Genomic DNA, 20,259 nt, shown 5'->3' with positions numbered 1-20,259 from the left:
GTTCGCTTGGAAAAGTTCGAAGGAAACGTAAGTTAGCGACAAACTTACGCTACGGAATTGTCCAAATTGGCCAAATCGACATAAGTTGGAGCAGACTCGGATGTTCCCTGGGCGTATGGGGGCAGTCAGCTCGGAAGGAATGCCATTGAAAGCGGCGGCGGCGGGGTCGCAGGATCCCGACGACAGGACGGGGGCAGTGACGGCTCGGGTAGCAAAGCTCACCCGCGGTCAGCTGGATTGTCTCTTGCTCGTCGACCAGCACCTCTCATCGAAAGAAATCGCGGCTGAGCTCAACATCTCGCCGCACACGGTCGACCAACGCATTCGCATAGCGCTTCAAACGCTGGGCGTGGAGCGGCGTGCTCAGGCCGCCCGCATCGTGGCCCGGCATCATGAGCCATATCAGCGATTGATACATCAATCGCCGTACATTGAGGGTCCCCTCCCCGCCGAGCATTCAGACGGGGCGGTCAGTCATCAGATTCGGCACGCTGATCGCGCAGGGGAGGCCGGGGGACCGGACCTCAATACCGAGCAGAGATCCGAGCCATTCCGGTCTCCCTTGCCTTTGCCGTTCGCAACGAGGAGCCACCCCCGGAATGAGATGAGCGTCGGCCTCCGGCTGCTCTGGATCTTCCTGATCGCGACTGGCGCAGCGTTTTCGGCGGGCATGTATCTCGCCGGTCTCGAAAGTCTCGCCAGGCTGCTCAAGAGCTAGCGGAAACCACTTCTCTTCTTCTTTCGGCAACTATCCCCGCGCGATTCTCCTTCGCGCGGAAAGGAGCAGTCATGCGTAAGCATCAGATTGAAAACGCCGCCTATGAAGTCGCAACCCAGGTACGTGCCGTCGAGGACAGCATCGATGCCGCGCTCGCCGAGATCGCCGAGCTGCACGCAAGGATCATGCGCGTAAACTCCGTCGCACGCGCCGGCTTCGGAACCGTTCACCCGGTGCTTGAAGAGCTGGCAGCAGCCGTGACCGGCCTGGTCGGGGCCCGCGGCTCCGTCGTCGGCTGCCATACGGCACTGGCCGAGGCGAAGGGCAAGGTCCCTGGCCTTCGCACCGTTTCCTTCGGCGAGGGCAATGACTGCCCGGACCAGAAGACCGGTTTCACCGATCTGCGTATCGTCGCTTGACAGTGTTGGGTGGTGTCGCTGCAGCGGGCCGAGGTGAATCATGCTTAGTCCGCAAGCGTATTTCGTAGTTCTGTTCGTGGTGTGCGCCTACGCATTCGTGCGTGGGCGCACCGACGAGCGCGCCGTGGCGTCAACATGCGTCGCCGCTTCGATAGCGTCCGTGCTGGTCGCCACTCAGAAGGCGAGCGCCTATTCCCACCTCGAGGCTGGCATCTTGCTGGTCGATATCGGCGCCTTCGTGGCCTTCACCCTTGTCGCACTGAAGTCGGAGCGGTTCTGGCCGCTGTGGGTCGCCGGACTGCAGCTGACGACCCTGATGTCGCACGCGTTCAAGGTCGGCCGCCTCGACCTCATGCCGCAGGCCTATGCCGCGGCAGCCCGTTTCTGGGTCTATCCAATCTTCCTGATCATCGTGATCGGAACCTGGCGGAGCCACCGCCGCCGCATGGAAGAACGTCGCCAGCCGGCCTCAGCCTAGAAGGCTTGCGCGCGAGGCCCCTCTCCCGCATTGCCGCCGAAATGTCCCGGCGGAAGAAATCTCACCAAAGCCACGGCACAGCGAACCGGCCGCGATTCTGGGGCAAGCATGCAGTCGCGGCAGCGCTCGATAATCCGGACCGCAAGGTCCTGCGCGCCTGGGCAACCCGCGAGGCGTCCGGCTTCATGCAATTCCCGAAGGATGTCGCGGTCACCCTTGCGGAAGCGCCCGACCTCGGCCGCCTCGTGCCGCACGATGCTCCTCACCAGGGCATCGTGATCGAGGTCGAGCCGCTCGATGAAGCGTGGCTCGACGACATTCTGGCGGATGCGCCGGATCGGGCCGTCCTGCTTGTCCTCGACCAAGTGACGGATCCGCATAACGTTGGTGCAATCCTGCGATCGGCTGCTGCCTTCGGAGCTATCGGAATCGTCACCCAGGATCGTCATTCGCCACCGGAAAGCGGTGCACTCGCCAAGGCCGCGTCTGGAGCGCTGGAGCGCGTGCCGTGGGTTCGAGTCGTCAATCTTGCACGAGCGCTCGAGCAGATCGGCGAGGCAGGCTTCTGGCGCATCGGCCTTGCCGGCGAGGCGGACGCGGATCTCAAGGACGCGCTGGGTCCGCCGCGCGTTGCCCTGGTGCTTGGCGCCGAAGGGCCCGGAATGCGCCAGAACACGCGCGAGCATTGCGATGCCGTGGCACGCCTGCCCATTTCGGACTCGATCGAGAGCCTCAATGTCTCCAATGCGGCGGCAGTGGCCCTCTATGCAGCGAGTGTTGCCTGATGGTTCGAACTGCCGACACGCTTCACGAAAGCCTCGATGAGCTTGCGAGGCTCGAACCAGCCTTCGCAGCGGTTCTTGAGAAGCATGGGCGCCCTGAGCCGCGCATCAGCCCACCCGGCACTATCACCTTGCTTCGCACGATCGTCGGCCAGCAGGTCAGCGTCGCGGCAGCACGGTCGATGTGGGCCAAGCTTGAAGCAGCTTTCGGTTCACCGCCGGACCTTTCGAAGCTCCTTGCCGCAACCGACGAGGAGATGCGAGCGGCGGGCATGTCTCGCCAGAAAGCGGGCTACATTCGTAGCCTTGCGGACCTCGTGCTTTCCGAAGAGCTGAACCTCGACGCTCTGCCGGAAGAGAATGAGGAAGCAATCGCGCTTCTGACCAAGATCAAGGGCATCGGGCGCTGGTCGGCCGAGATCTACCTGCTGTTTGCCGAAGGCCGACGCGATGTCTTCCCGGCGGGCGATCTGGCGGTGCAGATCGAACTCGGACGACTGATGGGCTTCGAGGAGAAGCCGACCGAGAAGCAATTGCGTGAGATCGGCGAGCGCTGGAAGCCGCATCGCGGCGCCGCGGCGGTACTCGCGTGGCACAGTTACAATTCAGCGGTATTGTAATCTCGAAACCAGCTCGCAGAGGACCCGATGAACGCACGAAAGCTGATGCAATACGAACCAATCGTCCTTGGCATTGTGCGGATCATGACGGGACTTCTATTCCTGGAGCACGGTGCCCAGAAATTCCTGTCCTTCCCGCCGGGAGATTATGCCGGTAGCGGATGGGCCTTCTCGCAGCTCGGGGCATATGCCGGGCCAATCGAGCTGATTTGCGGATTCCTTGTGGCGATCGGGTGGTTCACCCGTCCGGCGGCGTTTTTGGCGTCCGGGACAATGGCTGTCGGATATTTCTACCAGCACATGCCCAAGGACTTCTGGCCCGTGAACAACATGGGCGATGCAGCAATCCTCTATTGCTTCATCTTCCTCTATTTCGTGTTCAGGGGGCCGGGAGCGCTCAGCATCGACGGCGACACCCGCGCCATTGTGGCCAGTTCCGACTAGTTTCTAACCCGGAGGTTGTGCTCGCGGGTCGCAAGACCGCGATAGGTCTTGGATCCCTTCTCGACCCGGAAAGGAGCCATCTTCTCGCCGGCACTGTTGCGGCCAACGATATAGCTCGTCGACGACTGGCCCGCCCCGTTGCTGAAGCGGTAATGGACGTTGAAGCCGACCACCGGCACGAAGAGGGTCCGGCCTTCGACCTCGAACAGACGTAACTGGTCGCGCGGAAGCGTGACGATGCTTCTAAAGCTCATGCGCTGAAGCGGCGGAATGGTGGTCCCGTCCGATTGGCCCGGCTGGCGACCGAAGAAGGCGCTTAGTAGCTGGTCCTGGTCCGTACCCGCGTTGAACAGGGCCGCCTCGACCAGCACGTCGCGGGCTGGTGCGCTTCCCGAATTGAAGATGACGACTTCGAACTGGATCGAGGCCTTTTCGGCGTCGACGATTGCGGCCTGCGGGTCGAACTCGATCTCGAGCCACGGACGTAGACGGGTCGAGACGATCCCCTGCGCTGGAGCGAGCTTGGTCGTGACGCTGCCGGAAACCGGTTCCCGAAGCTCAGGCTGAGGCGCCGGAGCGGGGCGCGGCAGGGCCGGCCTCGGCGTCTCGGGCCTGGGCGTCGGAGGACTGAAGTTGAATGCAGATGCGTCACCGCTGGCACCGGCAAAAGAATAGTCGGGCCGTTGACGACGGAAGTACCAGAGAGCCGCGCCCACAACTGCAAGCAGCGCCAGAAGCCATGGCCAGTGTGAAAAGAGGTTCCCTTCCGCCGATGTCGTGTCGACGATTGGGGTTGCCGCAGGAGCAAGCGCGCCTCCGAACGACGTGGTCTGGCTTTCCGTCGGCGCCGAAGGCGTGAACCCGAATGAGCTACCGGCAGTCGAAGTCGGGGTTGGCGATGGCACCGCAGTTCGCGAAGTCTGGGTCGGGGTACGCTCCGATTGAGCGGCGACGGTACGCGTGTTCGCTGCCGGCTGCGCGTTCGTCGGGGCCGCAACGACCGTCGTTGGTCTGGCCGCGGGTTGCGACGCGGCAGGTTCGGCAGTGTCGGCACGCCTCGTCACCGTGCCGTTAATAGAGAAATCCTTGAGTTGCGCGGGACCGACAGCGTCCTCGCTCGAAGGCGCAGGCAAAGCGATGGTGGGCGGCGCCGGGCTGTTGTTCGCCTGATCCTGCGCAATCGCAGGCGCAGCGAGGCCCAACGCCAGCGCTACCGCCGTCGAACTCATGCGCAATGCTTGCTTCATCTCACCCTTTGATCTGGCTGGGGTCGCTTAGCTCCAAGCAGCGACTCCGGCGCTTTGCCGTCCAATCGCCTGCCTTTCAAGCACAGTATGGATGAACGACAGGCGACCAGCGGCAAAAAACGCCGAAATGAGCGGGATTTAGCGCGCGTCGACCAGGACGAGCTCGGCGTCTTCCTCGGCCTTGACCGTCACGACCGACTCGCCGGTAATGGCGACGCCGTCGCGTGTCTCGGCCTGCGTGCCATTCACGTCGACCTTGGCGCTCGGCACCAGGTAGAGGTGCCGCGACGGGTCCGCCTTGTATTCCAGCGTCTCGCCAGCCTTGAGCGTCGCGCCGAGGATCCGCGCATCGGAATTGATGTGCAGCACGCCGTCGTCGCCGTTGCCGCTGGCGAGCAGCTGGAATTGCCCCTCGCGGCTCTCCTTCGGGAAGGGCCTAGCGCCCCAACTTGGCGGGGCATTCGGCTTGTCCGTTTCGATCCAGATCTGGAAGAGCGTCGTGTCCTCGTCCTCCAAATTATACTCGGCATGGGTCACGCCCGTGCCGGCGCTCATCACCTGCACGTCGCCGGCCGCGGTGCGGCCCTTGTTGCCCATCGAGTCCTGGTGTGTGATCGCGCCCGTGCGGACATAGGTGATGATTTCCATGTCGCGATGCGGGTGCGGCGGGAAGCCCGACTTGGCGGCGATCTTGTCGTCGTTCCAGACGCGGATCCGGCCCCAGCCCATACGGTTGGGGTCGTAGTAATTCGCGAACGAGAAATGGTGACGGGCATTGAGCCATCCGTGGTCGGCATGGCCCAGCGAATCAAATTTGCGGATGTCGATCATGAGATGAAAGTGGCTCTGCAGCAGAACCCTTCAAGTGTCAGCCGTGTAACCTAAGACCGGAAGCGTAACGAGCCGCCTTGTCCGCATAATGCGCGGCGGAGAAGCGAAGCGCCGCCTTCTCTGCATCGGTCAGCGGACGAATCAGGCGGGCCGGCGCACCGACGATCAGCCCGCCTTCCTCGAATCTCTTGCCCTCGGTGACCAGCGCGTTTGCGCCGATCAGGCACTCGGAGCCAAGGAATGCGCCGTTCAATATTCGCGCTCCCATGCCGATCAGGCAGTCGCGGGAAATGGTACAGCCATGGAGGATCGCCTGGTGGCCGACCGTCACGCGCGCGCCGATGGTCAGAGGCGCTCCGGGATCGGAGTGGCCGATCGCGCCGTCCTGGAAGTTCGTTTCCTCACCGAGGATGATCGGTGTGTTATCGGCGCGGATGACCGCTCCGAACCAGACACTGGCCCTTGCCGCTAGCCTGACGTCGCCGATCAGGTCAGCCGACGGGGCAGCCCAGGCTCCTTCCGCCAACTGTGGGAATACGCCATCGATATCGTAGAGGCTCATTCCTCGAAAGCCCCAACGAACACCTCTTCGCCGGCCACCCCTTCCAGCTCTTCGTCGAGCCCGCGATACTCTATGCCAAAGTCCCTTTGGAAACCCTCGAAATCCGCCTCCGTCTCCCAGCGGTCGATGGTCAGCCACCAGTCGCCCGGCTCGCAGGGCCGCAGCAACGTGGTGCCGCGATATCCCTGAGCCTGCTCGAACAGCCTCGCCCAATTGCCGGTGCCCGAGTAAGCCCGCTGAAACTCGTCCTCGCGGCCAGCAGGTGGCCTGAATTTCCAGACGCGCGCATGTGTCATGAACCGCGTTTACACGCGGTCGATACCGCTAGTCACGCGCGGCTCTGGCCGAATGAACACCCGCGAAAGCTCGGGGTGGCGGTCCCGCAGTCCGCGCTCGATGCGGCCGATCAGCTTCTCGACATCCGGGATCGTCAGTCTGTCGTCGAACTCGACGTCCATTGTCGCGATCACCTGGTCCGGCGCCATGTGCGTGGTCAGCACCCTGCGGACGCTCCTCACGCATGCCTCACGATCGGCCGCCTCGCGAATGGCTTCCTGAAGAATGGGATCGGCGCGCTCTCCGATCAGCAGGTTCTTGCTCTCTCGGGCGAGCACGCCGGCAACTGCTGCCAGGACCAGGCCGATCAGGATGGACGCGCTGCCGTCGATCCACGGAGCATCATATGCAACCGCAAGCCCCGTTCCGACCGCCGCGATGACGATTCCGATCAGTGCAGCGGTATCCTCGAACAGGACCATGAACATCGTTGGGTCCTTGCTCGCCCTGACAACATGCCAGATCGACCCGTCTCCCCGCACTCGCTGGAACCCGCGCCACGCCACGAACCAGGACACGCTCTCGAAGACGAACGCCAGGCCGAGCACGATGAAATTGATGTACGGCTTGGTGATGGCCTCCGGATGCCGAATGTGGATCACACCCTCGTAGATCGAAATGCCCGCGCCGAGTGCAAAGATCATGAGCGCGACCACAAAGCACCAGAAGTAGAGCTCGCGGCCGTAACCGAACGGATGGACCTCGTCCGCCGGCCGGGATGACCGGTGCTGTCCGTAGAGTAGAAGGACCTCATTCCCGCAATCGACTAGCGAGTGGACTGCTTCGCTGAGCATTGCCGAGCTTCCGGTAATCGCGGCCGCAATGCCCTTTGTCACCGCGATGAGCCCATTCCCGATCAGGGCAGCGATGATCGCAGGGCGGGATTCAGGAACAGCCACTGCCCGACAACCGCTCCATCCGGAGAAGTTTCCGCACTCGTATCGATTTAGAAACGATTAGGGATTGCGGCGCAGACTTGGCGGCAATGAAGACCAGCCCCATCATTGCGTTGATCGCAGCAGCCATCGCGCTCGTGCCGAGCGATGCCGACGCGGCCGCCTATGTCGCGACGTCGCCGGGGCTCGACAACGTCAATGCGCGCATCCTGATGGCCCACAATGCGGCGCGGGCCGAGGTCGGAGCTCCGCCTCTGCAGTGGGATCCGAGCCTCGCAGTAGCGGCGGCTTCCTATGGCCCTGCGCTGTCGCGGATCGGGCACCTCGTGCATTCGCCCCGTGCCGGGCGCGAGAACCAGCGCGAGAACCTCTGGATGGGACAGGAGGGGCGCTTCCGCCCGGAAGAGATGGTCACTGTCTGGACCGACGAGAAAAGACTGTTCAACGCCGGCATGTTTCCGAACGTTAGCCGTTCCGGGAACTGGTCGGACGTCGCCCACTATACGCAGATGATCTGGAAGACGACGACCCACGTCGGCTGCGCCATCTATCGCGACGGCACCTGGGATTATCTGATCTGCCGCTATTCGCCGCCCGGCAATCGCGACGGGAACACCGTTCCCTAGTAGAGGAACATCGGCATTCCCTCCACGCGCATCAGCTTCGCGCGGTAAGTGGAGGGATCGTAGAGGCCGGAAACGTCGACCAGCTTCGCACTCTCTTCGAGCGTGCCAATCGGAACATGGCAATAATTGCCGTCCTTGAGCGCTACCATTCGCGCATGCTCGTTACGGGCCAATAGCTGCACCGCGAGCGCTCCGAAAGCGAGGCCGACCATCCGGTCCATCGCGTCGGGCTCACCGGCGCGCATCAGATAGGCGAGTTCCTGGATGACGGTGCCAAACCCGAGGCGCTGCTTGATCGCCCGTCCCAGCCGTCGGCTGACGCTGATGTCCTCTCGCTCGCTACCCGGAAGCGAGCGCATCGTATCGTCGCCATTACCTTCGCCGCGGATCGTCGCGCCTTCGGAGATGACGCACATCGCATAGTTCGATCCGCTCTCTTCCTTGTCTCGCGCAAGCAGCGGAAGGAGCACGTCGAGGTCAGCGGGAACTTCGGCGATGACGGTGCGGTCGACCTGCGCGAGGAACCCGGCGAGCAATGCCGTTTCGCCGCTCCGCCGACCGAACAGCTCGATGATGCCGATCCGCTCGTGGCTTCCGACAGTGGTGCGAAGCGCATTGATCGCCTCAACCGAGCGGCTGACCGCGGTCGAGAAGCCGATGCAGTAATCCGTGCCGAAGACGTCATTATCCATCGTCTTGGGAATGGAGATGACCGGAAAGCCCTGACGCGACAGATGCGCGGAGAAACGCAGGGTGCCGTCGCCCCCGAGGGTTACCATTGCGTCGACGCCGACCCGCTGCAGCGTGTGGAGGACCTGGGTCGTCTTGTCCCCGTCAGCGATCGTGCGCGGATCGAGCCGAGACGTGTGGAGGATCGTACCACCCATCCGGTCGATTCCACGGACCCCGTCGCGGGTCAGCGAGACGCTGTTGGCGGCGATCGAAGCGGGATCGTCGGGATCGATTTCGAGCACGCCCTGCCAGCCACGCTTGAAGCCGACCACTTCCCAGCCGTTGTCGTCGGCGTTGAGCGTGATCGAACGAATGCAGGGGTTGAGCCCGGGAACATCGCCGCCGCCGGTCAGAATTCCGATCTTCACGTCACCCCCGCTAACGATGATGTGCAGGACTGGCTAGCGGCGGATCGCGATGCTCGCCAGTCCCCTCGCGCTTCAGGGTCGTGAGTCTGGGTTTCCGGATATAGAGAAGGCCGCGGATCGCTCCGCGGCCCTTCTCCTTTGCGAATTCGGGAGGCGTGATCTCCCTAACGCGCTCCCCAATCAGACCATGTACCAGTCCGCTGTGTGGAGGTGGCTCAGCGCTTCGATCTTCAACGTCGAGTACACGTCGCTGGTACCCATGAGGCTAATGGAATGGCTTGAGGGCGCCATGCCGCTATCCGCTGTGTAACCAGCATTCTTGAGAGACAGACTGCTCAACTGCGCCGCGAACGAACTCGAGTTGATGGAGGACGTATCGCCAACATCCACTAGGATGTGCTGAGTGGCGGTCTGATCGTTATCGCCGTCGACGATGTTGAACCCGAAGTCCAGGCTGGCGCCGATCGTCCCACTGTTCTGCTGCACAAACCCGATGTCCACGATCTTCAGGACGTCGTTGTCCATCGGATCCCAAGCCGTCAGGCTGGTCGTGGCGCTGCTGCCGCCATTGACCCCGACGGCGCCGTTCAGGTTGATGGCATCACCCGTCAACCCGTTGGAGCTCTGCATGATCTGTATGCCCTGAATCAGGTAGGTCTCGCCAGCGATCGTGTAGTCGTTCTGCTCAATGATCAGCAGGGCATCGTTGTTATCGAGCGTGAACTCGGTGTTGTACGGGGCGGGAATATTTGCGTTGCCCCTGATCAGGTCCGAATTCTCGACGTTGACGGCTCTGGTTATTTCATTGCCGTTCGCATCCTTCAGGTCGAGTATCAGGACGAGGTCTTCGGAGTTGCCGATGCCGTCGAACTTGACGACGACGCCACTGGCCGATGTTGTCGGGTCGAGCCGCTCAGTGCCACCGCCGGCAGCTTTCGGGTTGACATCGCTGAGGATGTTTTCCTCGAAGAACCGCAGCGTAAGCAGTTCACCTTTCTGGATCGTATCGCCAGCAACGCCATTGGTGGCCTGAGTTGCACTGACCCAGTCCTCGTTGACGTTGGTGACCATATCATGGGTGGCCCCGCCGTTGTTAAACGTGGTGTCACCGACGGTCGCTCCGTCGCCGGTCGAGTTGAACCCGAAGCCGATCTGCTGGGTGACCGAGTTCCCGGTGAACTGAACGAAGAACGGATCCGGATCGCCATTCGGCGTCAGCTGCTCGGCGACGATCAGAGGATGCCCAGTGTTCCCCGTGGGCGCCTTGGCGACCAGCTCGGCCGTGTGCAGCACGTCGAAGCTGAATCCGTCGACCACGTCAGTCAGGGTGAATGTGTAGGTATCGGCAGCCTTGTCGAAATAGAGCGTGCCGCCCGCCGTAGCACTCTGCACGCCAGCCGTGATCGGGTCATAGTCGTAGCTGAACGAGAAGCTGAAGGTGGCGGAGCTGGCGTCCTCGGCCGTGAGGGTCGCGACCGCGTCAGTGATGCCTGGGTTCTGTGAGTTGGAGACCGCGCCTGTCAGGCTGATCTGCACCCCTGCAGTGTTGGCGTCGGCATCGACGAAGTCGCTAACCGTCGTCAAATTGTAGGCCGCGCCGGCGATCTGGTCCGTCATGGCATAGCCGAAGTTTCCGCTGGCCGTCGCGTTCAGCGTGTTCGCCAGCGTCTCGGGCGATTGATTCCCCGCAGTACCAGGATCGGCGTCGAACGCCTTCGTGATGACCGGATCGGTGTCGTTGAAGGTCAGTGATAGTGCCGACGAGGTCGTGCTCTGCTGGGAGACGGAGTCATTGTCGCCGTCGGTTACAGTCACCGTCGCCACGACATTAATCAGGCCGCTGAGATCGAGCGTATTGTCCTCGCTCCCGCCCTGGGTGTTGTCGTGCTCGAGCGCAACGACCGACGTCAGCGTCACGTTCGTGCCAGAGAGCACCACCGTGAACGCCGTTGCGTCGAGCGTGGTGTCGCCGTCACTGTCGTACTTGCCCGAAATCTGGGTGGCCGAGTCGGCTACCAGCGTGATCGGATGGTTGCCCGCAGTCGTCACCAGCCCGGTCGCGGTCCCGGCCAAGCTCAGCGCGTAGGTCACATCCGTCGTGCTGCCGTCGACCGCGCCCGCCGTTACACCGGGCGGCGTGATCGTTGCCGTACTCTTGCCGCCGTTGCCGCTTGCCTCGTCTACTGCGGCGGAACCAACCGCCACGGCTGATGTGATCGAGAGCGTCGGGTCGGTGTCGTCAAACGTGATTGACAGTGCCGAGCTCGAACTTTGCTGCGACGCAGGATCATTGTCGCCGTCCAAGACCGAAACGGTCGCCACGACCTTGATGAGGCCGTTGAGATCGAGCGTATTGTCCTCCCCCGCGCCTTGCGGCGAATTCGAGTGCTCGAGCGCAACCATCGACCTCAGCGTGACCGTCGTCCCGGAAAGCGTCACGGTGAACGCCGTCGCATCAAGCGAGCCATTGTTGTCGCTGTCGTACTTGCCCGAGATCTGGCTCGCCGAATCTGCGACAAGCGTGATCGCTTTGTTGCCTACGGTCGTCTGCAGCCCTGTCGCCGACGAGCCTATCAACGCCAGCGCGTAGGCCACGCTCGGCGTGACGCCGTCGACCGCACTCGCGTTGTAGGTCGGCGGCGTGATCGTCGCCTGGCTCTGTCCAGCAACGTTGCTCGCCTCCACTACCTCGAGGGCGCCAACCACCGGCGCGGCCGTGATCGAGAGATCCGGCCCGGAGTCGTCGAAGTTGATGAAGGAGCCGACTTCTTCGGTGCGGCCGTTGGGGGTGGTCGTCTGGAAATGGAACTCGGTGATGTCACAGCCTTCGTTGGCGTCGACACCCGTCACCTGCAGCCGGTCCATTGAGGTCGCGGTCGTGAAATCGACCGTGGTGACGTTATCGAGCCCTGTGATGGTAACCGCATTCCCGGTCCCGCTAAGCCCCGTGATGGTGACGTTGCCGCTCGAGGTAGCATAGGTGCCATCCGCAGTGATCGTGGACGCAAATCCCGATGCGCCCGTTAGTATGACGCTGGTGATGTCTACGGGGTTGGTCGCGGTTCCGTCGTAGAAGTCCGAACCTTGCTCGTTACCGGTATTGTTGAAGGCCCTGATGGTGATGTCGACCCTCTTATCCGGGTTGGAAGGCGTGATCTGGTTGATCGTGAACCCAGCCCGCGTGACATCCTCGAGATGACTGCCGTACTGGATCTGCGAAGCGCTGCCTGAAGCCAGGGTGCCGCCGGTCACGAAATCGACCTGGAGCGTCTCGTTCGGATTTATGCTCTGGTTGGCGACGCCGAAGCCCTGTGTGCTCACATTGGCTGTGCCACCGATACCTATGACCAGTACTTGCTTGGAAGCATCGGTGGGCGAATTGATGATGTAGAAGTCAGGATTACCGGACGCGGCGTTCGCGCCCGAGAAGCCGACCGTGGTGGTAGCAGAGAGCGTTGCGAACACCTTGTTGGTGAGATCGATGCGCTCGTCGGTGGAATTCGTATCCGGATGGGACAACGCCACATACTGGACCAGATACAGGTCCGGGGTGGTGGTGCTGGTGTTGATCAGCGCGAACGAAAAAGCGAGCGCTCCGCCTGCTGCCGGCGCAGTTGCCGGGTTCGACGTACCAATCACGCCCCGCACGACATTGGAATTGCTGGGGTCGAGGAACAGCCAGACATAATTGCCATCGACCGTTTGGATGCCGCTGTTCACGCCCACGGTGGTGGAAAACGGAGTTCCACTGAGACTCTGCGTGAGAGACACTGAGGAGAACGAGTCCCCTCCGGTCGCCGTCGCCGTGATAAAGTCGGCCATGTAGGCGACTTCCGGTGAGCTCAATCCGCCCGACGTATCGAGCGACAGGAGATATTGGACCGTGGGATCGGTGCTGTACGGAGCAACGGTCTTGTCGACGTCGTTATCCGTAAGACCAGTTGATTCGTCGACCGTGATGTCGAGAGCAGTGATATCGAGCGCCATGACGAGTTCCCCCTGGTGGAACGACGGCCCCCTCCATGGTCGCCATTGATGCAAAGACCTTCTGTCGCCGCGGCGCATGGTGCGCTGCGTCGAGGAATCAGCTGATTATGAAACCCGTTTCCGGGAGCCTCTCAGATCAAGGATCGTGTGCCATGTCGCGAAATCCCCTGGTACGAGCGACAGTTTTTCCGCTCGTCCGGGGCTGGTCGTCGGAGGCAGTGTGCCGGCGGCGGTCAGGTCCGAAACGGCGGCCTGCTCACGCAACAACCCGACACCATCAGGGCCGGCATGTAGCCGGGACTCCCGAGCAAGATGCGATAATGCCTTAAAAAAGCGTGTTTTTCAAGCATTAACACTAATCTAGATAAGAAATAATAAACGAGCGGGATAGTGCTTCGACGTTCGGAAGCGCCTGCATTGCCGGCAACGACGTCAATGCCAATCCTTCTACCCAAATCAGATTCGCGCGCCCGGCAGCTCTGGAATGCGCTTAGTTCAGCGCCGATTTGCCTATGGTGCCCAGGAGAGGACTCGAACCTCCACGCCCTTGCGAGCGCCAGCACCTGAAGCTGGTGCGTCTACCAATTCCGCCACCTGGGCACGGAGAGCTCGTTTTCAGCTGGTAGGCGGCGCCATTTGGAGGCGGGCCAGAGGCTTGTCAATTCCCGTTCGCCGCAGCCTCCGGCTCATAATCGAGAATGTCGCCCGGCTTGCAGTCCAGCGCCTCGCAGATCGCCTCCAGCGTCGAAAAGCGGATGCCCTTGACCTTGCCGGACTTGAGCAACGACAGGTTGGCCTCGGTGATGTCGATCTTCGCCGCGAGGTCCTTCGACCGCATCTTTCGAAGTGCGAGCATCACGTCGAGCCGGACGACGATGCTCATCAGACGATCTCCCGCATTTCCTCGTCGATCGTGCGAGCACGCTCGAGAAGGCGGGCGACGAGGAACAGGATGAGCGCAATTCCGATCGTCAGGACGTCGCGCAGCTGTAACCTGAATTCGAGGCGGTGCGTCTCGCCCGGTCCGGTCAGGAACACGGCGACGATCGGCGCGACGATCCACACGACCGCAACAACGAGAAGCCAGAAGGCGAACGAGCGGAATGCACCGACGACGCGGGCCGAGAACAGATCGCCCTCGCCGATCGCTCCCAGCATCCTGCTCAGCTGGTAGAGCGCGACGCTCAGGAGGAGGATCGTGACGTCGGCCACGATCATCGGCGTTCCGGATTCGGCCGCGGACGAATGCGCCTGGACCTCGACGGCTCCACGAAGGCTGAGCCCCAGTCGCCCGGCAATATAGGCAAGGATGATGCAGCCCCAGAAGATCCAGACCGCCCACCGAAGCCGCTTCGCGGTCCTGCCAATGTTCGATCCATTCATCTCGCTTGACCTTATTATCGTTTTGCGATAATTCGTTGATGCATTGCAATACGGACATAAAGGGAAACAGAATGAAACGCCAGATCAAAGTCGCGCTCGCGCTGGTAAGCCTCGGGGCCGCAACGGCGCTTTATCCGTGCATTGCCGCGGCGCAAATCGCGAAGCCGGTCGTGACGGCGATCCCGGACGCGCGGGCCGCCGTTCCGTTCGAGCTGTTTCGCGAGAACCGGATCATCCTCAGCGGCCGCGTCAACGGTAATGATACGCCAATGATCCTCGACAGCGGCGCCGGCGTCACGACAATCGACCGCGACTTCGCGCGCAAGATCGGCCTTAAGCCAGGCATGAAGATCACGGCGCAGGGAACGGGCGGAAGGCAGGACGCCGAACTTGTCCAGGATGTCACCGTCGAAGTCGGCAATCTCAAGCTTAGCGGAGTGACGGTCGCGGTGATCGATCTCGATGCGATCGAGAAGGCAATCGGCCGGCCGATCCCTGTCATCATGGGCCGCGAGCTATTCACGAACAGCGTCGTCGATCTGGATTTCGACAAGCAGATCCTGTCCCTGTCGCCGGCATCAAATTTCGTCTCGCCAGCGGGTGCCACGGAAGTGAAGCTAAAGCGCGACGGGACGCTTCACTACTTGCCCATTTCCATCGACGGCCAGGCCCCGGTGGATGCGGCGCTCGACCTCGGCAACGGCGGAGCGCTCAGCCTGTCCAAGGAATATCACGAGTCGGTTCCGGCACTCGCGAAGCTCCCTTACGCCATCGGGCTGAGCGGCGGAGTGGGCGGCCTGCACGAGACGAAAAGGGTCACGATGCCGACGGTCGAAGTCGGCGGCTTCACCTTCCATGATGTGCCGACGGACTTCGGCTCGGTCGCGGACGGCCCTTACGAGAAGCGTGCCAACGCAGGCATCCAGCTGTTCAAGCAGTTCCATCTAACGCTCGACCTCAGCCACGACCGGCTATGGTTGAAACCCGCCGGGCACCCGCCGCTGTTCACCAAGGACCGGGCGGGCATGTTCGTCTTGCTGGAGGACGACCATTTCAACGTCCTCCACGTGACGCCGGGCGGACCCGCGGAACGGGCCGGCCTCAAGAAGGGCGACAAGCTGGTTGCGATCGGTGGCAAGAAGGTCGGACCCAGCTTCTATTCGTCGAAGCAGGCTGGCTGGACCCGTGAAGACGTGGGAACCAAGATCTCCCTCACCAAGTCCGACGGACAGACCGTCATCTTGACCCTGGCCGACTATTATTGACGCGAAAAGGTGGCCGCCGGATGCGGCGGCCGCCTTGTCAATGCGCCGCACCACCGGCTAGTGGCGATGCGATGCTCAATCCCCAGCTCGTGACGGTTTTCGGCGGCGGCGGCTTCATCGGCCGCTACGTTTGCGAACAATTGTTCGAAGCAGGCGCGCGCGTCCGGGTCGTGACCCGCGAACCGCGCCACGCCAACTTCATCCAACCGCTCAGCCAGGTTGGCCAGTTCGGGTTCGTCCGCGCCGACGTGACCAATCGCGACTCCGTCCGGCATGCGATCGAAGGCGCTTCCGCGGTCATCAACCTGACCGGTGCCTTTTCGAAGATGGATGCCGTCCACGTTGCCGGGGCACGGAACATCGCCGAGGCCGCGAAGAAGGCAGGAGCGCAATCGCTCGTCCACGTTTCCGCCATTGGCGCCGACGCCGATAGCGAGGCCGTCTACGCCCGAACCAAGGGCGAGGGCGAAAAGGCCGTCCGGAAGGCTTTCCCGGCGGCAACGATCGTCCGGCCTTCGATCGTCTTCGGCGCCGAGGACAAGCTGACCAACCGCCTCGCCGGTATGTCGAGGCTTCCGGCGCTACCGGTGATCGCGCCTAACTGCCGCTTCCAGCCGATCTTCGTCGAGGACCTCGCGAAGGCGATCGCCCTCGCCGCGCTCGATCCGAAAGCCCATGGCGCCAAGACCTACGAGCTGGGCGGCGCTCAGGTCCTGACGATGCGCGAACTGACGGTCGAGATCCTCAAGGCCGCAGGCCGCGACACCGAGCTGGTCAACGTGCCGGGCCCGATCGCGTCAGCTATCTCCTGGCTCGGCTTCCTCCCGGGCGCACCCCTCACCCGCGACCAATGGCTGATGCTTCAGCACGACAATGTCGCCGAGGGTCCCGGGCTCGACGCCTTCGGAGTTCGTCCTACCCCGTTCGCCGCGGTCGCGCCGGGTTGGCTCGGAATGTACGGCGGCAACCGCTTCGCCCGCCGCCGCGTGAACCTGACCGCGACCTTCTAAGTGCCCGTCCTCCTGATCGCGATCATCCTCGGCATCGTCGAGGGAGTGACGGAATTCCTTCCGGTCTCCTCGACTGGCCATCTGATCCTCGCCACGGAGCTCATGGGCTTCGACGCCGATCGCTGGGCCGCGTTCAACGTCATCATCCAGCTCGGCGCCATCCTGGCGATCGTCGTCCTCTATTGGCGGACGTTCTGGGCAGTGCTGGAAGGCCTGCTGCGAAACAATCCGATGTCGTGGCGCTTCGTCCGAAATGTGCTGATCGGATTCCTGCCATCGGCGATCATCGGGGTGATCCTGATCAGCAAGATTGAGCTGTTGCTGGGAAATGCTGAGGTCGTCGCCTGGGCGCTGGTCGCGGGCGGCATTGCGATCCTGATCATCGAGAAGTTCGTGAAGCCTGGCCAGATCATCGGCGTCGCCGAAATGCCGTTGAAGACAGTCCTCGGCATTGGCTTTATCCAGTGCTTATCGATGATCCCGGGCGTCAGCCGCTCCGGAGCGACCATCCTGGGGGGACTTTCGCTAGGTGTAGAACGGCGGACTGCGGCTGAGTTCAGCTTCTTCCTCGCCATTCCGACCATGGTCGGAGCCACGACGCTGGAACTCATCAAGCATCACGACACTCTGCTCGCTGGTGCAAGCGGCGTCGGCTTCGGCGCGGTCGCGGTGGGCTTCCTTGTCAGCTTCATCGTCGCGATCGTCGTCGTGAAGGCCTTCGTCCACTACATCTCGCGGCACGGCTTCTGGCCGTTCGCCTGGTACCGGATTATCGCCGGGACGGCTGCCCTTATCTGGCTCGCGGCACGGTAGATTTAATCTGCCGTTCATCGACTGCTAAGGTCGCAAGCCCATAGAAAGTCACTGTTTCTGGCCCTCGGGACTCGTACCATGCGCGCCATTTTTCTCACGCTTCCGCTTGCAGCTTTGGCCTCGCCGGCATTCGCGCAGGCAGCGCCGCCTCCGCCTCAGGCGTACCAGCTTCCGCCCGAGGTGACTGACATGCGCTGGGCCGACCGGTTGACCGACACCATGGTCGCCATGTCGAAGGCGTTCCTGAACCTGCCCGTTGGCGAGGTGGAAGCAGCCGTCGAAGGCCGTCAGCCGACAGCCGCCGACCGGCGCCGGACTCTCCGGAATGAGACGGGAATGAACGAGCGCGACGTCCGTCAGCAGATCGAAGCGACCCGGCCGGCGATGCAGGCCGGAATGCGGGCCGTTCAGGCGGCGCTTCCGTCGATCATGAAAAGCCTCGAGGACGCGAAGCAGGAGCTTGATCGGGCCTCGGCGAACGTCCCCCGTCCCGATTATCCGCGGCGGTGACGCAGACGCCTAGACGCGGGCGCTGCCCTCGCTAAAGCTGCCCTCAAATGTGGCAGCTCTTCCAATTCCCGCTCTGTCCCTTTTCCCGCAAGGTCAGGCTCGTCCTCGCAGAAAAGGGCATTGCGGCTGAGCTCGTCCGCGAGAACCCGTGGGAGCGCCGCGACGAGTTCGTCGATCTCAATCCCGCCGGCGAAACGCCCGTCATGGTCGAGGCGGACCAGGGTATCACCCTGATCGGCTCGCAGCCGATCGTTGAGTATTTCGACGAGACGGTCGACCGGATGCCGATGATCCACGGCAACGCCGCGCTCCGTGCGGAGATCCGACGCCTCACCGAATGGTTCGACGAGAAGCTGTATCGCGAGGTCGTCGAGCCGCTGATGAACGAGCGCATGCGCAAGCGCCTCGTCAGCAAGGAAAGCCCCGATACGCGTATCCTCCGCGAGGCGATGCGGGTCGCCAACAATCACCTCGATTACGTCGACTATCTGCTCGACCACCGGCGCTGGCTTGCCGGACCGGGCCTGAGCCTCGCTGATTTCGCCGCCGCCGCACATCTCAGCGTCATAGACTATCTCGGTGCGCTCGACTGGCGCGGGCACAAGCAGACCAAGGATTGGTACGCCGTCATGAAGTCGAGGCCGAGCTTCCGGCCGCTGCTCGGCGAGCGAATGGAGGTGATCGTGCCGCCCGCCCATTACGACAAGGTCGACTTCTGAGGACGGTCCGAAAGATCGGGCTGGCCGCAGCGATCCTGCTGCTGGCGCTCGTCGCCGTCGTTCTGTTCAACACCTTAAGGTTGAAGGCCGAGCCGCTCGGCAAAGTCCCGCCGCCTCTGCCGACTGATACTGCGGCGGTCCAGCGTCTCTCAAAGGCCCTGCAGGCACAGACAATTTCGACCGAGACCGGACCAGCGTCGCCCGAGGTGTTCGCTGCCTTCCACACCTTCCTCGAGCAGAGTTTTCCCCGCGTCCACGCGCAGCTGAAGCGCGAGGAATTGCCCGGAGGGAGCCTGCTCTTCACCTGGCCGGGCACGGATCCGTCCGCCCCCGCCCTGCTACTGATGGCCCATCAGGACGTCGTCCCGGTCGAGGCCGGAAGCGAAGGCAAGTGGAGCGCTCCGCCGTTCAGCGGCACGATCGCCTACGGCTTCGTGCTCGGGCGCGGAGCGATCGACGACAAGGGTTCGCTGATGGCCATCCTTGAGGCGACCGAGCGACTTCTGGCCCGCGGTTATCGGCCGAAGCAGACCATTTACCTCGCCTTCGGCCATGACGAGGAGCGCGGCGGAGAAGGCGCGAAGGCCATGGCAGCCCTACTCAAGCAGCGGGGCGCGAACATCGGGCTCGGTCTCGACGAGGGCTATGCCGTTCTCGACGGAGTGATTGGTGGCGTGAACGCGCCGATCGCTATGATCGGCATCGGCGAGAAGGGCTATGTCTCGTTCGAGCTAACAGCCACCGGCGCCGGCGGGCACAGTTCCATGCCCGCCAACGACAATTCCGCGGTCCGGATCGCCCGCGCGGTCGAGCGTCTGGCCGAGCACCAGATGCCGGCGAGGATCAACGGCGCGTCCGGAGCAATGCTGGACGGCATCGCTCCTTACGGGGGCTTTGCGATGCGGGCGGCGCTCGCCAATCGCTGGCTCACGGGCCCTCTGCTCGAGCGGCAGCTCCTTGCCGTGCCGAGCACCGCCGCCGCCATTCGCACCACGACCGCGCCGACGATCCTCAACGCCGGGACCAAGGACAATGTGATCCCACAGGTCGCTCACGCAGTCGTCAATCACCGCATCCTACCGGGAGACACGGTCGAAAGCGTGCTCCAGCATGACCGCCGCGTCATCGACGATCCGCAGGTTCAGGTTCGCCCGGCCTCATTCCAGCAAGATCCGGGAACGCCCGTTTCGCCGAAAAGCGCGGAGTACCGGCAGTTCAGTGCGCTTGTTCGTTCCAGCTTTCCGGAGGCTGGAATTTCACCGGGGCTGGTCGTCGGCGCGACTGATGGCCGCCATTATCAGGGCGTCGCGAAGGCCGTCCTCCGCTTCGTGCCAATCACAATGCGCAAGGGCGACCTCACCCGCTTTCACGGCAACGACGAGCGGATCGCCATCGCCGATTACATGAGGGCGATTGCCTTTTACGAAAGGCTAATGAGTTCGGCTGAACGCCGCTGAATTCTCGTGCGATCGAGGATTGTTTGATGGCTGCAATGGGTGGAGCTGCGACAACG

General features: G+C 62.8%; 22 protein-coding genes and 1 tRNA gene. 13 read left to right on the top strand and 10 right to left on the bottom strand.

Features of this window, described 5'->3' with window-relative positions; translation table 11 throughout:
• Positions 1 to 145 precede the first annotated feature (145 nt).
• The 6 genes from ACMC5O_RS00835 to ACMC5O_RS00810 all read left to right on the top strand — a co-directional run bounded on the left by ACMC5O_RS00835 (position 146) and on the right by ACMC5O_RS00810 (position 3,461).
• On the top strand, positions 146 to 718 hold the full coding sequence (locus ACMC5O_RS00835; protein WP_426693101.1) for a response regulator transcription factor: 573 nt from the start codon (positions 146 to 148) through the stop codon (positions 716 to 718).
• Positions 719 to 789: 71 nt separating this feature from the next.
• Positions 790 to 1,137 (top strand): hypothetical protein, encoded by a 348-nt coding sequence (locus ACMC5O_RS00830; protein WP_187708095.1) that lies wholly within the window; start codon positions 790 to 792, stop codon positions 1,135 to 1,137.
• Positions 1,138 to 1,177: 40 nt separating this feature from the next.
• Positions 1,178 to 1,615, top strand: coding sequence for a hypothetical protein (locus ACMC5O_RS00825; RefSeq protein WP_222949808.1), 438 nt, complete (start codon positions 1,178 to 1,180; stop codon positions 1,613 to 1,615).
• A 41-nt stretch (positions 1,616 to 1,656) separates the two neighbouring features.
• On the top strand, positions 1,657 to 2,400 hold the full coding sequence (gene rlmB, locus ACMC5O_RS00820; protein ID WP_187708097.1) for a 23S rRNA (guanosine(2251)-2'-O)-methyltransferase RlmB: 744 nt from the start codon (positions 1,657 to 1,659) through the stop codon (positions 2,398 to 2,400).
• Complete coding sequence (locus tag ACMC5O_RS00815; protein ID WP_187708098.1) at positions 2,400 to 3,017, top strand: DNA-3-methyladenine glycosylase family protein; 618 nt, start codon at positions 2,400 to 2,402, stop codon at positions 3,015 to 3,017. Before rlmB ends, ACMC5O_RS00815 begins: the two co-directional genes overlap by 1 nt.
• A 45-nt stretch (positions 3,018 to 3,062) precedes the next feature.
• Positions 3,063 to 3,461 carry a DoxX family protein gene (locus tag ACMC5O_RS00810; protein ID WP_426693100.1) on the top strand — a complete coding sequence of 133 codons (399 nt, stop codon included), beginning with the start codon at positions 3,063 to 3,065 and terminating at the stop codon, positions 3,459 to 3,461.
• Here ACMC5O_RS00810 and ACMC5O_RS00805 read toward each other — a convergent pair.
• The 5 genes from ACMC5O_RS00805 to ACMC5O_RS00785 all read right to left on the bottom strand — a co-directional run bounded on the left by ACMC5O_RS00805 (position 3,458) and on the right by ACMC5O_RS00785 (position 7,336).
• The gene (locus tag ACMC5O_RS00805) at positions 3,458 to 4,708 is read right to left on the bottom strand and encodes a hypothetical protein (RefSeq protein ID WP_222949809.1); all 1,251 of its coding nucleotides are present in this window, start codon (positions 4,706 to 4,708) and stop codon (positions 3,458 to 3,460) included. The two genes, ACMC5O_RS00810 and ACMC5O_RS00805, sit on opposite strands and share 4 nt — an antisense overlap.
• A gap of 138 nt (positions 4,709 to 4,846) precedes the next feature.
• Positions 4,847 to 5,539, bottom strand: coding sequence for a pirin family protein (locus ACMC5O_RS00800; protein WP_187708100.1), 693 nt, complete (start codon positions 5,537 to 5,539; stop codon positions 4,847 to 4,849).
• 37 nt (positions 5,540 to 5,576) lie between these two features.
• Complete coding sequence (locus ACMC5O_RS00795; RefSeq protein ID WP_187708101.1) at positions 5,577 to 6,101, bottom strand: gamma carbonic anhydrase family protein; 525 nt, start codon at positions 6,099 to 6,101, stop codon at positions 5,577 to 5,579.
• Positions 6,098 to 6,397: an antibiotic biosynthesis monooxygenase family protein gene (locus ACMC5O_RS00790; protein WP_187708102.1), complete on the bottom strand. Its 300-nt coding sequence runs from the start codon at positions 6,395 to 6,397 to the stop codon at positions 6,098 to 6,100. The genes ACMC5O_RS00795 and ACMC5O_RS00790 overlap by 4 nt, the downstream gene beginning before the upstream one ends.
• Positions 6,398 to 6,406: 9 nt before the next feature.
• Positions 6,407 to 7,336: a cation diffusion facilitator family transporter gene (locus ACMC5O_RS00785; protein ID WP_187708103.1), complete on the bottom strand. Its 930-nt coding sequence runs from the start codon at positions 7,334 to 7,336 to the stop codon at positions 6,407 to 6,409.
• A gap of 86 nt (positions 7,337 to 7,422) precedes the next feature.
• Here ACMC5O_RS00785 and ACMC5O_RS00780 point away from each other — a divergent pair, with 86 nt between their 5' ends.
• Positions 7,423 to 7,959, top strand: coding sequence for a CAP domain-containing protein (locus ACMC5O_RS00780; RefSeq protein WP_187708104.1), 537 nt, complete (start codon positions 7,423 to 7,425; stop codon positions 7,957 to 7,959).
• Here the strand turns inward: ACMC5O_RS00780 and ACMC5O_RS00775 are convergent.
• From ACMC5O_RS00775 to ACMC5O_RS00755, 5 genes are all read right to left on the bottom strand, one after another.
• On the bottom strand, positions 7,956 to 9,059 hold the full coding sequence (locus ACMC5O_RS00775; protein WP_187708105.1) for a 6-phosphofructokinase: 1,104 nt from the start codon (positions 9,057 to 9,059) through the stop codon (positions 7,956 to 7,958). The two genes, ACMC5O_RS00780 and ACMC5O_RS00775, sit on opposite strands and share 4 nt — an antisense overlap.
• A 180-nt stretch (positions 9,060 to 9,239) precedes the next feature.
• Positions 9,240 to 13,046, bottom strand: coding sequence for a beta strand repeat-containing protein (locus ACMC5O_RS00770; protein WP_222949810.1), 3,807 nt, complete (start codon positions 13,044 to 13,046; stop codon positions 9,240 to 9,242).
• Between the two features lie 513 nt (positions 13,047 to 13,559).
• A tRNA-Leu gene (locus ACMC5O_RS00765) sits at positions 13,560 to 13,646 on the bottom strand.
• Between the two features lie 58 nt (positions 13,647 to 13,704).
• Positions 13,705 to 13,929 (bottom strand): helix-turn-helix domain-containing protein, encoded by a 225-nt coding sequence (locus tag ACMC5O_RS00760; protein ID WP_187708107.1) that lies wholly within the window; start codon positions 13,927 to 13,929, stop codon positions 13,705 to 13,707.
• Positions 13,929 to 14,429 (bottom strand): DUF2975 domain-containing protein, encoded by a 501-nt coding sequence (locus ACMC5O_RS00755; protein ID WP_187708108.1) that lies wholly within the window; start codon positions 14,427 to 14,429, stop codon positions 13,929 to 13,931. The genes ACMC5O_RS00760 and ACMC5O_RS00755 overlap by 1 nt, the downstream gene beginning before the upstream one ends.
• A gap of 71 nt (positions 14,430 to 14,500) precedes the next feature.
• Between ACMC5O_RS00755 and ACMC5O_RS00750 the strand changes: the two genes are divergently transcribed.
• From ACMC5O_RS00750 to ACMC5O_RS00725, 6 genes are all read left to right on the top strand, one after another.
• Positions 14,501 to 15,694 carry an aspartyl protease family protein gene (locus ACMC5O_RS00750; protein WP_187708109.1) on the top strand — a complete coding sequence of 398 codons (1,194 nt, stop codon included), beginning with the start codon at positions 14,501 to 14,503 and terminating at the stop codon, positions 15,692 to 15,694.
• Positions 15,695 to 15,765: 71 nt separating this feature from the next.
• Positions 15,766 to 16,704 (top strand): complex I NDUFA9 subunit family protein, encoded by a 939-nt coding sequence (locus ACMC5O_RS00745; protein WP_187708110.1) that lies wholly within the window; start codon positions 15,766 to 15,768, stop codon positions 16,702 to 16,704.
• Positions 16,705 to 17,517, top strand: coding sequence for an undecaprenyl-diphosphate phosphatase (locus tag ACMC5O_RS00740; RefSeq protein WP_187708111.1), 813 nt, complete (start codon positions 16,705 to 16,707; stop codon positions 17,515 to 17,517).
• Between the two features lie 78 nt (positions 17,518 to 17,595).
• On the top strand, positions 17,596 to 18,027 hold the full coding sequence (locus tag ACMC5O_RS00735; RefSeq protein WP_187708112.1) for a hypothetical protein: 432 nt from the start codon (positions 17,596 to 17,598) through the stop codon (positions 18,025 to 18,027).
• 47 nt (positions 18,028 to 18,074) lie between these two features.
• The gene (locus tag ACMC5O_RS00730) at positions 18,075 to 18,746 is read left to right on the top strand and encodes a glutathione S-transferase family protein (protein WP_187708113.1); all 672 of its coding nucleotides are present in this window, start codon (positions 18,075 to 18,077) and stop codon (positions 18,744 to 18,746) included.
• Positions 18,644 to 20,203, top strand: coding sequence for a M20 family peptidase (locus ACMC5O_RS00725; protein WP_426693099.1), 1,560 nt, complete (start codon positions 18,644 to 18,646; stop codon positions 20,201 to 20,203). The genes ACMC5O_RS00730 and ACMC5O_RS00725 overlap by 103 nt, the downstream gene beginning before the upstream one ends.
• The last annotated feature ends 56 nt before the right edge of the window (positions 20,204 to 20,259 follow it).

The organism is Sphingomonas sediminicola (genome assembly GCF_049991885.1).
Lineage (GTDB): Bacteria > Pseudomonadota > Alphaproteobacteria > Sphingomonadales > Sphingomonadaceae > Sphingomicrobium > Sphingomicrobium sediminicola.
Note: the sequence above shows the minus strand (reverse complement) of the source record. Positions and strands in the feature narration are given on the sequence as shown.